Below are 15,120 nucleotides of genomic sequence, written 5' to 3'. Positions count from 1 at the left end.
TTTCGACCGTCAAGAACTTTTTTATTTTTTCTTTCGGGCTGCTTTTTCATCGTCTCGGCTTCAGCTTTCAGCCTCAGTACCACCGGCGACGAGGCACGAATATACAGGACTCGTTCCCTAACGTCAAGCGATTTTTTACCTGAGGGGGAAGTTTTTTCTACCCAAAGCAAATTCATCCTGGCTACTTCTCAAGCCATCTACTCAACGTTTCGATGATTTTACGAGCCTGATCCGCGCTGGAAATATTGAATTTTGACTTGGATAAATACTGCCCTTCCCGTTTCTGGTAGCGGCGGATGGAGTATTTTTCTGGGCCAAACTCGCCCGCGTTGCTGTCATACTCCTGATAGCGGAACAGAATCGTCGTCCATGCGCCCTTGGTCAAGATTTCCTTGTCCAGCTCCTTAACCAATAGCTGCCCTTCCTCTTCGTAATTCATGGTTATTTCATTAATTTCTGAAGCCATTATTTTCCCTTTTGTAGAATTGATCGGTTAGTTGGCCCATCGCAACAGCGACGATATCTGTCTTCAATAGCAGAACCCAAGGCTTTTGTCAAACTCTACAACTTTGCAATATGGTTAAGTAGTTTTACTTATATAGCATCTATCTGTCGCTGTTCAATTTTTTTATTGACATGGTAATGATTCTCAATTATTTTTTCTTATCAACTCATGAACAGAAAGGTGATCCGATGAAAGTTTTCCGAATGACCCATCAGCGGGAAGTGATTCTGGAAGAGATAGGCAAATGCAAAGGCCACCCAACCGCCGACGTACTTTACGAACGAATCAAAAGAAAGCTACCGCGTATAAGTCTAGCGACCGTTTACAGAAATCTTGAAATTCTCTCTGAAGCGGGTATGATCAAAAAGTTAGAGATCAGCGGTCGCCAGAAACGGTTTGACCGGCAGCTGGATCAGCACCATCATATCTATTGCGTCCAGTGTCATCGGGTCGATAACCTTAAGGTGGAGGCGGTCTCTCCAGATTCCGCTGCTGAGATCGGCTACCGTATTTCCGGTTGCCGGATTGAATTTTTTGGCATCTGCCCAGAATGCCAAAAAAAGAATGAAAATAACCAGCAAGAAGGCGATGTCTGCGTCACAAACAGCGCGGCTGTGAAGATCAACGGTACCGGTCGGTTGAGTGAGCGGCAGCGTGAGGTGCTGCGGGCTTTGGAACGCACCGGCTGCGTCTGTACTGGTAGAGATCTTGCAGCGGCTATCGAGCTTGAACCGAACAAAATCAGTTTACAGCTCACCGCCCTAAAAAAGAAAGGGCTGGTGGCCAGTCCCGCCCGCTGCAAGTATGAAATTACCCCTGCAGGCAAAGAAGCTCTCTTTTAACCATGCACCAAGGAGGAAGCAGAACAATGGCTGAATTAAAAGGAACTCAGACTGAAAAGAACATCCTCACCGCTTTTGCTGGCGAGTCGCAAGCCCGTAACCGCTACACGTATGCAGCCAAGATCGCGGAAAAGGAGGGCTATGTCCAGATGGCCCATTTGTTCATCCGCACAGCAGAGCAGGAGCGGGTTCATGCTAAAACCCTGTTCAAGCTGCTGCAAGGCGGCGAGGTCGAAATCACCGCTGCCTTTCCTGCCGGAGTGCTTGGCTCTACCGTGGAAAATCTGGAAGCTGCCGCTGGAGGCGAGGAGCATGAATACATGGAGATGTATCCCTCCTTTGCCAAGATTGCCGAGGAAGAAGGTTTCCCGCTGATCGCCGCTACCTTCCGCGCCATCGCCAAGGCAGAGAAGCAGCACGCCAAACAATACCGCGCCCTGATCAGCAACCTGAAGGACAACAAAGTATTCCGCAAATACGGCAATGTTACCTGGCACTGCACCAAATGCGGCTATGTGCATGAGGGCACCGAAGCTCCGCAGAAATGCCCGGCCTGTACGCATCCGCAGAGTTATTTTGAGCTGCTGGCAGAAAATTGGTGAGGATATTGCGGACAAACGGGAATTAGGCTGTATAATGTGAGGAAGCTGTTTTTCCTGAACAAGCGCATCCAGCATTCAGGATGCCGACCCTAAAAGGAGGATATTCCCATGACCAAGAAGAATGAAATCTACAAATGCCTGCTGTGCGGCAACATTGTCTCTGTCCTGCACACCGGCGCGGGTGCGCTGGTCTGCTGCGGCCAGCCGATGGATTTGCAGACTGAGAACACGGTCGATGCGTCAAAAGAAAAGCATGTGCCGGTGATTGAGAAGACCGAAGGCGGCTACAAAGTGACCGTCGGCTCTGTAGCGCACCCGATGGAAGAAAAGCATTGGATCGAGTGGATCGAGCTGACCGTCGGCACCATCGTCTGTCGAAAAGACCTCAAGCCTGGCGACAAGCCGGAAGCACTCTTTTCGTGCAGCAGCTGCGGATGCGGCTGCAAGTCAACCGAAGTGTCAGCCAGAGCATACTGCAATTTGCACGGCAACTGGAAGGCGTAACCTCCTGCGAATAGGCTGCGGTCTTTAGGCCGCAGCGCAACTTTGTCAACATCTCCCCGGAGTATAGACATGAGTTCATTAGTGACGAAACAGGCCCCTGATTTCACTGCCACCGCTGTCATGCCGGACAACTCCTTCAAAGGAGATTTCCGGCTTTCTGATTTTCGCGGCAAATATGTTCTTCTTTTCTTCTATCCTCTCGATTTCACCTTTGTCTGCCCGTCTGAAATCATCGCCTTTGACCGCGCTCTGCCCCAGTTCAAGGAGCGCAACTGCGAGGTGATCGGTGTTTCCATTGATTCGCAGTTCAGTCATTTCGCCTGGAAAAACACCCCGGTCAAGGAAGGCGGCATTGGCTGCGTCAATTTTCCGCTGGTTGCTGATCTGGACAAAAAAATCGCCCGCCAATACGGTGTACTGATTGACATGGGCGTGGCGTTGCGCGGTACATTCTTGATCGACAAGGAAGGCGTTGTCCGTCATGCTGTGGTCAACGACCTGCCCCTGGGCCGCTCCACTGATGAAGCCCTGCGCATGTTGGATGCGTTGATTTTCCACGAAACCCACGGCGATGTTTGCCCAGCAGACTGGAACAAAGGCAAGGATGCCATGACTCCGACAGCAGCGGGCGTGGCTGACTATCTGGCAAAAAACGCGGCCTGAGCTGCCGCTCTCCTCAATCTCCAGCAAAGGACAGGATGATGAAAAAACACCGATGCCAAATTTGCGGTTACGATTACGACCCGGAAGCAGGCGATCCCGACAACGGCGTTGCGGCAGGCACCGCTTGGGAAGATGTGCCCGATGATTGGGCCTGCCCGATCTGCGGCGCAGGCAAGGATGCCTTTGAGGAACTGTAGGCTCTTGCCGGTTTCTTTTCAAGGCAGCGTTCGTAAAAACGAACGAGGAAAGCAGTAGAGGTAATGCACGGCCCATTGTAACAAATGGGCCTGTCCTCTTTATAGCAAAAACAGTCTTGCCGAAGGGCAGCGGCCACTTCACCCGGCCTTTTTGCGGTTCGGAAAGCTCTGTTCGTCGGTTGAATTGCCATGATTCACGCTTCAACCGGCTTGGTTTACGCTTCAAGCAGAGCGATTCACTCTTCAATCGTCTTGGTTCACCCTTTAATCAGGGTAATTGCAGCATGAATCACCTTGATTTACGCTTCAAGCAAGACGATTGAAGCGTGAATCAGGTCAATTAAAGCGTAATTTGCGGCGATTAAAGAGTGAATCGCTCTGATTGAAGTGTGAATCAAGATGGTTTAAACGTGATGTGCGGAAAGAAAAGCTGTATAAATCAGAGCAGAAGCATCATACACACGACCCTGCTGTCATTCCCAGCGAAGCGCGAGAAATGTACTCTCCGAAACAATTGCAGAGCGGTTATAGTTTTCTCGCTCCGCTCGAAATGACAGAACGGATGAGGCAGAGTATTTTGTTTTAGTTGCCGCTGCCCAGAAAAGAAGCCTGAGTGCGATAATCAACGGTTTATTTAGGGCAAGCGAGCGAAAAAAAATACACCAGAAAGCGCAAAGAGAAAGAATGACTGGTATCTGCATTTGAGAGGGCAAGGGCAATGAAAAAAAAGCTGCCGCTGATCGGCAAAGGAATCGCTTGGCTTGCAGTGGCAGTTGCTATGTTGTGGGTCTTTATCGCTAGACCGATAAATTTTACTTCCGGCATCTACAAACCGGAATATCAGGTTGATTCGCTCCTGCTGCAAGAGCATGTGCGGAAGTTGAGCAAGGACTTTGTTCCCCGCGACAGCGAGCATCCTGAGAACCTGCTTCGCACTGCTGAATATATTAAAAATGCTCTGCTTCCCTCTGCGGACAAAGTTGCTTTGCAATCTTTCACAGTGCAGAAGCAGCAGTTCGTTAATGTGCTTGCTGAATATGGCCCGGAGACAGAAGAAATGCTGGTCATCGGTGCCCATTATGATGTGTTTTCCAATCTTCCCGGTGCGGATGACAATGCCAGCGGTGTGGCTGGCTTAATTGAGCTGGGCAAGTTGCTCAAAAAGATTCCGTTGCGCACCCGTGTTGAATTGGTTGCTTGGCCGCTTGAAGAACCGCCGTACTTTGCCAGCTCAGACATGGGCAGCGCGGTTCATGCCCGCAGTCTGAAAGAAAAGGGCAAGCAAGTTAAGCTGATGATCGCCTTGGAGATGATCGGATATTTCAGCGACGAAAAAAGTTCCCAGCAATATCCGGCCAGGCTGCTGCAATTGTTTTATCCAAGTCGAGGCAATTTTATTGCGGTTGTTGATCAGGTTCTTTCCAATCAAGCGCAGAAGGTGAAATCTGCACTCAACCGTTTTACTGATTTGCCTGCGTATTCGATCAATGCGCCTTCTTTTGTGCCAGGCATTGATTTTTCTGATCATCGCAATTACTGGGCCGAGGGCTTTCCAGCAGTGATGGTCACGGACACCGCATTTTACCGCAATCTTGCCTATCACACCGCGCACGACACTTACGACAAGCTGAATTACGAGAAAATGGCTAAAGTTGTTTACGGAATCTTTAAATACATTCAAGAAATTGACGAGAAAAAGTAGAAATATCTGTCAAGCGACACAACAACATTAGCAGGAGAATGACCAGTGAGACCTGTCGAACTGAGCAAAAATGTGTATTGGGTCGGGGCCGTTGATTGGCTGACCAGAGATTTTCACGGCTACTCCACTGAACGGGGAACGACCTATAATGCCTATCTGATCATTGATGAAAAAGTCACCCTGATTGACACAGTCAAGAGCGGCTGCGGCCAGGAGCTGATGCACCGGATCCGCAACGTCATTGACCCGAAGAAAATTGATTATTTAGTGGTCAATCATGTGGAGATGGATCACTCCGGCTCTTTGCCGCAGGTTGTGCGGGAAATTCAGCCGGAGAGAATCATCTGCTCGAAGATGGGCCAAAAAGCCCTGCTCCAGCATTTTCATCAGCCGGACTGGCCATATCATGCGGTTGCGCCCGGCGAGGAGCTGCGCCTTGGCGAAAAGACCCTGAGCTTCTTGGAAACCCGGATGCTGCATTGGCCGGATTCGATGTTCAGCTATCTGAAGGAAGATCAGATACTCTTTTCCAGCGATGCCTTTGGCGAGCATCTCGCCAGCAGCGAACGCTTTGACGATGAGGTAAACCAGGACGTGCTGATGCACGAGGCGACAAAATATTACGCCAACATCCTCACCCTCTACTCGCCGATTGTTAAAAAGCTGATCGCGCAAGTTGAGAACATGCACCTGCCGCTGAAGATGATTGCGCCAGATCACGGCATCATCTGGCGGAAAAATCCCGGCAAGATCATTGAGGCCTACTCCCGCTGGTGCGTCAATGAGAGCAATGGCAAAGCACTCATTATTTATGACAGCATGTGGCATTCGACGGAGATGATGGCGAAATCCATTGCCGGTGGTCTTCAAGATAAAGGCATCAGCTACAAGTTACTGAACCTTCAGGTCAATCATCACAGCGAAGTGATGTGCGACGTGCTGGAGGCGGGCGCAGTCATCCTCGGCTGTCCGACCCTCAACAATGGTCTCTTGCCAAGAATGGCGGGCTTCCTGATGTACATGCGCGGCCTGCGGCCTACGAACAAGATTGGCGCGGCCTTTGGTTCCTATGGCTGGTCAGGCGAGGCGGTCAAATTGATGAACACCGCCATGAGCGAGATGAATTTCCGCCTCGTGCATCCCGGCCTGCGGGTGCAGTATGTGCCGGAGCACGGTCATCTTCAGGAGTGCGTCGAGCTGGGGCATACCGTCGGACAGGCTTTGTTGGACGCGAAAGCAGGAGACAAGGCGGCTTAACCTGACTGTTTTGGCAGCGGGAAGTGCCTTGCCCTGCTCTCTCCTGTTGCCTTGCCAGAAACAGAATGGTAGAATGATTTCCAGCCGTGAGAATCTGCTGTCGTTTTTTTATCAGCAGAATCCGGCCTGAGCGGGGATCATCCTTCATTATTCACCCTCTGAGCCTTGAGCGTATTCTAAACGATGCTGGCCGATATCCTGCTGATTTCAGATCAGCGCGAACTGTGTCAGCAGGTGACTGAGATATTAGGCGAATACGATGTCGACTGCTGCCTGTCCTATGAAGCGTCCAGGGTCTGTACGCATCAACCGGTACGGGTGATTCTTGTCTCTGAGAATCTGAAAGGCACCAGCGGCATTCAGTTATTCGACACTCTGCGGGACATGCGGCCTGGGGTGGTCGGCTTTCTGATCGTGGACAAGGGCGATGCTGCCCAACTTTGTCCAGCAGCGATGGAGAGCGGCTTTTCCGGTCTTCTCCCCTGTCCACTCAATCCTCAGCAGGTGCGGGATAAGGTGAGCCGGGCAATGGAAGCTGCTGCCCTGCGCGAAGAGAATTCGCGCCTCCGCGCTCTCCTGCCCTTGTACGGTCTGGGCGAAAACTTCCTTTCCTCCACCAGCCAGCCAGACGTGCTGGAAAGCCTGCTCGATGTCATTGCCGATCAGACCGCAGCGGATAGTCTGTCGGTGATGCTTTATGACGAGGACGAGGGGGTGCTGCGGATCGCTGCCTCGCGTGGCATTCCTGAGGAGATGATCGAAAAAATCCGCATCAAGCCTGGCGACAAAATCGCAGGCCGGGTCTTTGAGGAGCGGAAGCCGGTTATCCTCAACCAGGAGACGCAGAGCGACTCCCGTTTTGCTGATCTGCTCAAGCGGCCTGAAATCGTCTCAGCGGTTTCCTTTCCAATGATCGTCCGGGATCGCATCCTCGGCGTGCTGAACGTCAGCTATACGGACGGCGACATTCGTTTTGCTGACTCGGATATCGAGATCCTTGGCATCCTCAGCACCCAGGCAGCCTTGGCCTTGGAAAATATCCGAACCAGGGAATCCATGGCCCAAGAGGCCCGCCTGCAAGCCCTGTTGGAGCAATATGTGGCCCCGGAAGTGGCCAAGGTACTGTTAGCAAGCGATGCCAATTTGATTCGGGGTTTGGGTGCAGTCAAGGTGGCCACGGTATTATTTGCCGACATCCGCAACTTCACTGGCATGGTCCAGCACTTGCCGCTGCCAGTGCTCCGGGATTTCCTTAACGAATTCTTTCAAGTCTTCACCGAGACCATTTTTGAATACCGGGGCACGGTCGATAAATTCATGGGCGACGCAGTACTGGCGGTGTTCGGTGCCCTGATTGAGTTGGACAATGCCTCTTGGACAGCAGTGGAGACCGCTCTTGCCATTCGGGAACGCTTCGCCGCCTTGAAAAAGGAATGGCAAAAGCGAGACAGCTTTTTTGACAGCATTGACCTGGGCTTCGGCATCACTCGCGGTGAGATGTTCATGGGCAATGTCGGCTCGGCCCGACGCTTGGACTACACGGTGATCGGCACAGAGGTGAATATTGCCCAGCGGCTCGCTTCTGCCGCCACCTCCTTCCGCATCTACATAACTGACGAGGTGCGCGAAGACTTAGCCCGGCAGGCCAAGGAAGACCAGAAAGTCCTCATTGAAGACTTGGGCGCGATGGCCCTGAAGGGCGTGCATTATGCTGTCCCTGCCTTCTGTGTGCTAGGGATCGACAAAGATAGCGGCTGAAACTGGGCCGCAACAAACGAACACGATTGGACTTGCGCGGTGTTATGTTATACAATTGCACTGCGTAGATTTGCAACGGAATGAATGGCGGGCGGAAAGCCGGAACTGGTGGCCTGCTCAGATGAACCAAGCATGAAAGGATAAAAAATGCAGAAGAAAACCTTGAGGCTGACCTTGCTGACTGCTGTGGCTCTCGCCGGTCTCCTGTTGAATGAGGCTTCGGCGCAGACGCAAATACAGAGAAACAACAGCCCGGCAGCGGTTGCAGCGGCAGCTAAAGCCACTGACAAAAAGTCAAACCGGACCTACCGCTCCACACCGGACGGTGAAGGGGCATTAACAGCGGAGATGATTGAGCAGTGCATCCGCCTGAACATGGATGTTGATTCCAGCTATGCTGCCATTGGCAAGGCTAAGGAGCAGTTTGACGCGCTCAACAAGGAATTAACCGAGATGGGCGAGCATCTGAAGACAGCCAAGGAAGCGGTTGATCAAGGCGGTAAGGATGCTCGGACCTCCTACGATGCTAAGGTGCTCAACTACAACTCCCGCCTGCCATCGCTGGACAAGCAGCTCGATGTGTACAAACAATTAGTCAAAACCTATCAGGACAAGAGCGACAAATTCGACCGGGAATGCAACGGTCAGCCGTATTATGAGGACGACTACGCAGCAATGGTCAAGAAAATGGGCCGTGGCATGTAGATGCAGGCCGTTTCCGTCCAGTTCCGCTGGCTCCTACCGCAGGAGCAGCGGAATTTGCCCCTGCCTGGCTATGCTTCTCTCCAAGCGGCGGGCATGGATGTCGCTGCTGCCGTCTCAGAGGAGCTTGTTCTGCAACCTGGTGACATTTACCTCATCCCCACAGGCTTTGCGGTCGCCTTGCCAGAGGGTTTTGAACTCCAGGTACGGCCCCGTTCAGGCTTGGCAATCAAGCACGGCATCACCGTTATCAACGCGCCCGGTACCATTGATGCCGACTACCGAGGCGAAATCAAAATCGGCCTGATCAACCTGGGCCGGACCCCCTACAGCATCCAGCGGGGCGACCGGATTGCCCAGCTTGTGCTGGCTCCGGTCTGTCGCGCTAACCTGCACGTTGTTGAGGACTTGGCGGCCACAGAACGGGGCAGTGGTGGCTTTGGGCACACAGGGGTTTGAGTTGATTCCTTCTTGCATGGCCCAGAGTAGAGCGCGGTAAGAGAGGAATGCTCTGGCCAAACATTCGTCTTTTGCTTGGTTGCCCAGGAGTTCTCCTCGGTTACAAAGGAGTTTTGCTTGGCCAAACTCCTTTCCGGCTTACTCCAACTCCTTTTTTGCCGACTAAAACTCCTTTCTGAGTCGGCAGAACTCCTCTACGGTTTAGCCAGACTTCTTTCTTGCTCGACAAAACTCCTTTGCAAGTCGGCCAGACTCCTTTTCTGCCGAGTACAACTCCTTTCTTGCCGAGCAAGACTCCTCTGAAAGTTGGCCAAACTCCTTTGCGGCCAAGCCGAACTTCTTTCCTAGCGAGTATAATTCGAGACAAATTGAGGTTTATTGCAAGCCGCTGCTTTCCCCAACCTTTGGCACCTGGATAACCAGCACGGCACTGTTTTCAAACACCTTGCGGAACCGTCCGTCTTGCCGGAGTTGTCGGACAAAATAGTCAGGATAGACCCCCAAATCGGTGATGTCCTGATCTACCGGCGCAACAAGGTACTTCTTAATCACCACTGCGCCAATGCCAAACTGGCGCAGTACCTCCAGGCGCAGATTGTTGTCTGCCCGCCAGAATTCCCGCAGATGATAATTCATGTACCACTCATGCGGAACCGGGAAAAGTCGATAGTTTCCCTCTGGATACATGAATACCCGGAAAGGCTGGGGCCGATTCTCCTGGAGCCAGGCTATCGCCTCGCGCAGTTCGGGGCTGACCTGCCGCAGATTGTAGGTCTTAGCCAACACATACCCTCCTTGCAGGAGCGCAAGGCTGGCCAGCAGCGAGATCAGCCATTTGGGACGGGGCAAACACACGGTCTGCTCGGCAAGAGGCAGGAGGAGAAAGGGCAAGCCCGGCAAAAAAAAGCGGGCATCTGGGGCGTTAGGGAGCGCAAACGCGGCAATAAGGGTGTAGGACAAGCCAGTTCCCCAGAGCCAGCAGCTTGACTCCGGTGCCGCTGGCTGTTGCTGCCGACCAAGCAGCCGCAGGAACGCAGCGGCTAATGCAGCCAGGGCCAAGAGCCAGAGCAACAGCCCGCCGTAGATGAAATAATTGACCGTAAGCCGCAGATCACCGGGATGATTCGCGATGATAGCGGCTTGCTTCTCCGAAATGACCTTGGCCTTGACCTTCAGTTCTGTGGGTTGTGCTGCGACAGTCTTTGCTGGCTTGGCTTGATTCTGCATGGGCTGCGACAGCTTTTCCTGTGGCCTTCTTTGCTCTTGGTTTGGCCAGATTTTCTGTTGCGCGATCTGGAGCACCTGCTGGAATTTTTCTACTGGATAAAAGCCTGCCCCAGCATACTTGCTGATGGCCGCGCCCAGCCCCCAAGTACAGAAACTGATCACGGCTAAAGAGCAGAAGAAGATCGCTGCGGTTTTGCCAGGACGGCAACGTCGGCTAGTCCAAATCAGCAGGCAGAAGAAAAAGGCGGGAAAAAAGAGAATGGCGTTGACCTTAATCCCCAAGGCAAAACCCATGAAGAACGTAGCCAGCAGCCAGCGGTTTTTTCGCAGCAGATAAAAGGCGGTCAGCACCTGTGCGGCCATTGGCACATCCTGATAAAAGGTGACGGTGAAGATCAGGGTCATGGGTAGGCTGGCGAGAATCAGCAGATAGGGCAGTGCGGCTCTGGTTTCAACCCCGCCTCGGCTTTTGGCTAACAGATATGCCACGCCGAGAAATTGCATCAAATACAAAGCCTGATACAACTGGACAGCCGCAAAAAAGCCACCAGAGAGCCAAAACAGCACCGCCCCCAGATAATGCCAGAGAAAGGAGTGCGGATAAGTGCGCCTTTCCATCGTGCCCCAGCCAGTGGGGATTCTTGCCTTAAAATTGGGTACGGGCAGCAGCTTGGCCTGGTTTTCGAGCATGTGATAATGGGTCACTTCGTCGCCAACCATCACTTGTGGGGCAGACATCCCCACCCAAAACACGCTGACCGCTGCGGTCAGGATGATGAGCGGCGCACCCAAGGTGGTACCTCGGGCTGGACGGCGGCAAATCCGTTGCCATTTCTCGCCAAGTTCTGTCCAAATGCTTGCGCCTGCGATATCCTCCGGGCCTGCGATCTCGCCTTCGAGCTTTCTGATCCGTTGCAGCAAAATCTGTTGGTTTTTCTCCAGCTCGGAAAGCGTGATGGAAAAATGAAAGACCAGCAAGAGCAGAAAAACGATGAACAGGCCAGCCACAGTCAGCCCGTAATGAATGCCGATCAGATTGGGAAAAGAGCGGAGTAGATCGGGAAACAAGGCCGTGAGCAGCACGATGAGGCTGACCGCAGTCCAGGTCAGGCCATAGCGTTTTTGCAGGCCGGTTTTCACCCAGGCCGAGCCAGTCAGGAACAGTAAAGAAAGGCTAAACAACGCGGCAAGCAGACGAATGCGGAACGCTGGGTTTAACCCCCCGATGAAGCGCGCTAGGCTTTCCTCTAAGGCGAGAGAGGCCATGAGCAGGCCCATCAATACCCCGAATACGCCGCCGATGCCGTTGATTCGCCGATCCCAAAGCGCGGTGACAACCAAGATCACCAACAAAATACCGAGGAAAAGCAGAAAAAGTTGCGGCAAAGCAGTGCCAAGCCAGCGGTCAGCAAAGGCGGTAATGTCTTTTAGTATCTCCATAACATCTCTTTTTCAATACAGAGGAATGATCCCGCAGCAGTAATTGTTCTGTGGCGATAACGCGCTGCTGTTGCTTGGCTTATCTTGCTCTTTCGCCAAAAATTGCTGTCCCGATGCGAATCAAGGTTGCTCCTTCTTCAATGGCAACCGCGAAATCGCCTGACATGCCCATTGATAATTCTACTGCCTCATTGTCGTGAAACAGGTTTGCCTTGGCTAATTGCCCAGCAAGCTGCTTCAAGGCCTGGAAATAAGGCCGACTGGCTTCCGGTTCCTGGCCATAAGGCGGCATAGTCATCAAACCTCGGACGCGCAGAGCGGTGAGCGGCTGCATTTCCCGGAGTAACGCCTCGGCCTTTTCCGGCAGCACCCCTGATTTCTGCGCTTCGCGGCCCACATTGACCTGAATCAGCACCTCGAGCTGCTTATTCAGCCGGGTTGCCTGGTTGTTCAAGGCAACAGCAATCTTCAGCCGATCAACAGTCTGGATTACTTGAAACAACTCAGCAGCCGTGGCAGCCTTGTTACTTTGCAAATGGCCAATAAAATGCCATTGCAGCGAGCCATTGCTGTTGAGCTGGCTGATTTTGCCTGCGGCCTCCTGAAGATAATTTTCCCCAAAGATGCTTTGGCCGCATTCTTGCGCTGCTCTTATTGTGGCAAGGGGCACATGCTTCGACACAGCCACGATCTTCACTGAGTCGGGATTTCTACCACAGCGCAGCGCACTTGCCCGAACTTCTGCCTGGATGCGTTCTATCTTTTCGCAGATCATGATGACATTACGCCAGCGGCAGGGAGAAGAGTTTTTCCGCATTCCTGGTAGTCTGCCGGGCAACTTCTTCCAGGGAGATGTTTTTCAAATTGGCAACTCTTACTGCCGTGTGGAGCAGATACTCAGGCCGATTGCATTTACCCCGAAAAGGAATGGGCGCAAGAAAGGGGCCGTCAGTTTCCAGCAGCAACTGCTCTAAAGGCACTGCCTGCACCACCTGTCGCAGGGTTTCCGCCTTGGGAAAGGTGACAATCCCAGGGATGGAAAGATAAAAACCCAGGTCTAGCACCTGCTGTGCCAGTTCGTTATCGCCAGAAAAGCAGTGCATCACTCCACCTGCTGGAAATGGCCCTTGTTCTCGGAGTAAGCGCAGCGTATCTGCATGGGCTTCACGGTCATGGATGATGAGCGGCAGCCGCAGTTCCTTGGCTAATTCAAGCTGGCGGGCAAAAGCAAGCTGCTGCGCCTCAATTGGTGCGTATTGTTTGGCATAATCAAGGCCGATCTCCCCGAAACCAACCACCTTGGGCTGGGTTGCTAGTTCAGCTAGCTGGCGGAAGACCTCTTCGCCCTCAGCTTGATTCGCATCATGAGGATGAATACCCACCGAGGCATAAACTCCCTCGTACTGCGCAGCCAAGGCCACTGCCTTACGCGAGCTGGCAAGATCAATGCCAATGGTGATAATGCGAGTCACGCCGAAACGACAAGCAGAGGTAATAATTTCGTCTAAATCAGCCTGATAATCGGCCATATCCAAATGGCAGTGGGTGTCAACCAAGCTATAGCCAGGGGAAAGCAGAGGAAAGGTGCGTGAGTTCATGAGTTGGAACGGATGGCTTCAACAAAAGGATATTTCGGCTTAAACAAGATGCGTTGTGGCTTGCTACTGCCCGGCCAGTTTGCGTTTCAGGTCATCGTAGTTTGTCTGAACCATTGTGATGTCAGGATGCCCGGCAGGGAGCTTTGCCTTGAGGATGGCAATGGCGCGTTGATACAGCGGCCCTGCTTCCACGTATTTGCCCTGCGTGTAATACAGCCAAGCCAGATTGTTCAGTGTTGCTGCCACCTCTGGATGGTCTTTGCCAAGGCTCTTTTCCTTGATCGCCAGCGAACGCTGGTACAGCGGCTCCGCTGCCTCGTAGCGGCCCTGCGCCTGGTACAAATTAGCCAGATTGTTCAGGGTGGTTGCCACCTCTGGATGGTCTTTGCCAAGGCTCTTTTCTGAAATCTTCAGATCACGCTTGTATAACGGCTCTGCTTCAGCGTACCGGCCCTGTTTCTGATACAGTATCGCAAGATTGTTAAGGTTTCCTTCCGTATCAGGATGATCTTTGCCAAAGGTTTTTTCTTTGATATCCAGCGCACGCTGGAGCAGCGGCTCCGCTTCTTTATATTTGACTTGAGCTGTATACAGCACAGCCAGATTGTTTAGGGAAGCAGCAACATCGGGATGGTCTTTACCGAGAGTCTTTTCTCTGATATCCAGCGAACGCTTGTACAGTGGTTCAGCTTTCTCGTACTGACCCTGATCATCATAAAGCCACGCCAATTCGTGTTGCGCTAAGGCAAGATCAAGACCATCTTTCCCCTCCGCCTCCCGCATCTTAAGCAGCCGTTCCAGCCATTCCTGTGCCTGTGCATAGTTACCTAACGTCCGAGCTATCGCTCCGGCTGTCAGCAAATAGTCTGGGTTGTTCTCTTCCAAGGCCACAGCCTTCTTATACTGACGCATGGCCTTGGCGTAATCCACGCGGCCTTCAGCCAGCTGCCCGCTTTGGTAGGCGGCAAGGGCAACCTGTTTGCCATCTTTGTCTACTACTTCATCAAAAACCTGCTCTGCCGCTTTGGCATCGCCTTGTGTAAGGCTTTTCTTCGCCTCGGCAATACGGGCAACGGACAACTGCCCCTTGAAGTCATCAAGAGATTTCTCCGCATTCTTGCGCCGGACTATCTCTTCCTCATAGCTCTTCTGAAGATTGATCAGCTTTTCTTCCAAGACCTTCGCTTTCTGCTCCAGCTGGCGGCGTTCCTCGGCAGCAAGGCCAGGAGCTTGGCTTTCCTTGTTAGTCCGCGCCAATTCCTCCCGGAGCATCTGCCGATATTCTTCCTTTTTCAGGCCGTCATTATTGACTGTGGCCGTTACCTGAACATCGCCGTTTCCGGTGTTGTTGATGGTAACGGCTTGATTCCCTAAACCGTTAGACTGCTTTATTCCACCGTTATCTGGCTGGTTCTTCAAGTCAGCAGGCGCAAAGAAGTAAACAATCACGAAAAGAGCAAGTGCGCCGCCCGCATGAATCAACAGCTTGGTAGTCGGCTGAAATTTCAACCGGATCATGCCGGGAGTGAATACTCCACCGGCTTAAAGCCGGTGGCTTCGATTGACAGCTAAAGCTGGCGTGGTCAGCTTCGCCGACTCTCTCATACCTCACCGTCAATCTTAAAATTGTTGTCAGAAGTGCTGTCTTGTTCTTCAATTGTGAT

Annotated in this window: 17 protein-coding genes; 12 read left to right on the top strand and 5 right to left on the bottom strand. The window is 52.4% G+C overall.

Translation table 11 applies throughout. The features are described from left to right. Positions 1-181: 181 nt before the first annotated feature. Complete coding sequence (locus tag ACNKIB_RS12970; RefSeq protein ID WP_417910987.1) at positions 182-466, bottom strand: hypothetical protein; 285 nt, start codon at positions 464-466, stop codon at positions 182-184. Between the two features lie 227 nt (positions 467-693). Between ACNKIB_RS12970 and ACNKIB_RS12965 the strand changes: the two genes are divergently transcribed. The 12 genes from ACNKIB_RS12965 to ACNKIB_RS12910 all read left to right on the top strand — a co-directional run bounded on the left by ACNKIB_RS12965 (position 694) and on the right by ACNKIB_RS12910 (position 9,494). After that, the gene (locus ACNKIB_RS12965) at positions 694-1,347 is read left to right on the top strand and encodes a transcriptional repressor (RefSeq protein ID WP_417910986.1); all 654 of its coding nucleotides are present in this window, start codon (positions 694-696) and stop codon (positions 1,345-1,347) included. 26 nt (positions 1,348-1,373) lie between these two features. After that, complete coding sequence (rbr, locus tag ACNKIB_RS12960; protein ID WP_417910985.1) at positions 1,374-1,949, top strand: rubrerythrin; 576 nt, start codon at positions 1,374-1,376, stop codon at positions 1,947-1,949. A 108-nt stretch (positions 1,950-2,057) separates the two neighbouring features. Continuing rightward, positions 2,058-2,453: a desulfoferrodoxin gene (locus ACNKIB_RS12955; protein ID WP_417910984.1), complete on the top strand. Its 396-nt coding sequence runs from the start codon at positions 2,058-2,060 to the stop codon at positions 2,451-2,453. A 69-nt stretch (positions 2,454-2,522) separates the two neighbouring features. Continuing rightward, complete coding sequence (locus ACNKIB_RS12950; RefSeq protein WP_417910983.1) at positions 2,523-3,116, top strand: peroxiredoxin; 594 nt, start codon at positions 2,523-2,525, stop codon at positions 3,114-3,116. Positions 3,117-3,154: 38 nt separating this feature from the next. Next, positions 3,155-3,313 (top strand): rubredoxin, encoded by a 159-nt coding sequence (gene rd / locus ACNKIB_RS12945; protein ID WP_417910988.1) that lies wholly within the window; start codon positions 3,155-3,157, stop codon positions 3,311-3,313. Between the two features lie 116 nt (positions 3,314-3,429). After that, on the top strand, positions 3,430-3,636 hold the full coding sequence (locus ACNKIB_RS12940) for a hypothetical protein (protein WP_417910982.1): 207 nt from the start codon (positions 3,430-3,432) through the stop codon (positions 3,634-3,636). 395 nt (positions 3,637-4,031) lie between these two features. Then, positions 4,032-5,015, top strand: coding sequence for a M28 family peptidase (locus tag ACNKIB_RS12935; RefSeq protein ID WP_417910981.1), 984 nt, complete (start codon positions 4,032-4,034; stop codon positions 5,013-5,015). A 45-nt stretch (positions 5,016-5,060) separates the two neighbouring features. Further along, the gene (locus tag ACNKIB_RS12930; RefSeq protein WP_417910980.1) at positions 5,061-6,272 is read left to right on the top strand and encodes an FprA family A-type flavoprotein; all 1,212 of its coding nucleotides are present in this window, start codon (positions 5,061-5,063) and stop codon (positions 6,270-6,272) included. A 183-nt stretch (positions 6,273-6,455) separates the two neighbouring features. Beyond that, on the top strand, positions 6,456-8,030 hold the full coding sequence (locus ACNKIB_RS12925; protein WP_417910979.1) for a GAF domain-containing protein: 1,575 nt from the start codon (positions 6,456-6,458) through the stop codon (positions 8,028-8,030). A 147-nt stretch (positions 8,031-8,177) separates the two neighbouring features. Next, positions 8,178-8,735 carry a hypothetical protein gene (locus tag ACNKIB_RS12920; protein ID WP_417910978.1) on the top strand — a complete coding sequence of 186 codons (558 nt, stop codon included), beginning with the start codon at positions 8,178-8,180 and terminating at the stop codon, positions 8,733-8,735. After that, a complete protein-coding gene (dut, locus tag ACNKIB_RS12915) occupies positions 8,736-9,191 on the top strand; it encodes a dUTP diphosphatase (RefSeq protein ID WP_417910977.1) in 456 nt (151 codons plus the stop codon). Positions 9,192-9,308: 117 nt separating this feature from the next. Next, on the top strand, positions 9,309-9,494 hold the full coding sequence (locus ACNKIB_RS12910) for a hypothetical protein (RefSeq protein WP_417910976.1): 186 nt from the start codon (positions 9,309-9,311) through the stop codon (positions 9,492-9,494). A 72-nt stretch (positions 9,495-9,566) separates the two neighbouring features. Here the strand turns inward: ACNKIB_RS12910 and ACNKIB_RS12905 are convergent, their stop codons facing one another. The 4 genes from ACNKIB_RS12905 to ACNKIB_RS12890 form a co-directional block, all read right to left on the bottom strand. Further along, positions 9,567-11,858, bottom strand: coding sequence for an ArnT family glycosyltransferase (locus ACNKIB_RS12905; RefSeq protein WP_417910975.1), 2,292 nt, complete (start codon positions 11,856-11,858; stop codon positions 9,567-9,569). 79 nt (positions 11,859-11,937) lie between these two features. Further along, positions 11,938-12,633: a YggS family pyridoxal phosphate-dependent enzyme gene (locus ACNKIB_RS12900; protein WP_417910974.1), complete on the bottom strand. Its 696-nt coding sequence runs from the start codon at positions 12,631-12,633 to the stop codon at positions 11,938-11,940. Between the two features lie 7 nt (positions 12,634-12,640). Further along, a complete protein-coding gene (locus tag ACNKIB_RS12895; RefSeq protein ID WP_417910973.1) occupies positions 12,641-13,456 on the bottom strand; it encodes a TatD family hydrolase in 816 nt (271 codons plus the stop codon). Positions 13,457-13,519: 63 nt separating this feature from the next. Continuing rightward, the gene (locus ACNKIB_RS12890; protein ID WP_417910972.1) at positions 13,520-14,974 is read right to left on the bottom strand and encodes a tetratricopeptide repeat protein; all 1,455 of its coding nucleotides are present in this window, start codon (positions 14,972-14,974) and stop codon (positions 13,520-13,522) included. Between the last annotated feature and the right edge of the window lie 146 nt (positions 14,975-15,120).

This window comes from Candidatus Electronema sp. PJ, from assembly GCF_048287395.1.
Classification (GTDB): Bacteria; Desulfobacterota; Desulfobulbia; order Desulfobulbales; family Desulfobulbaceae; genus Electronema.
This window is presented reverse-complemented; position numbering and strand designations above follow the sequence as displayed.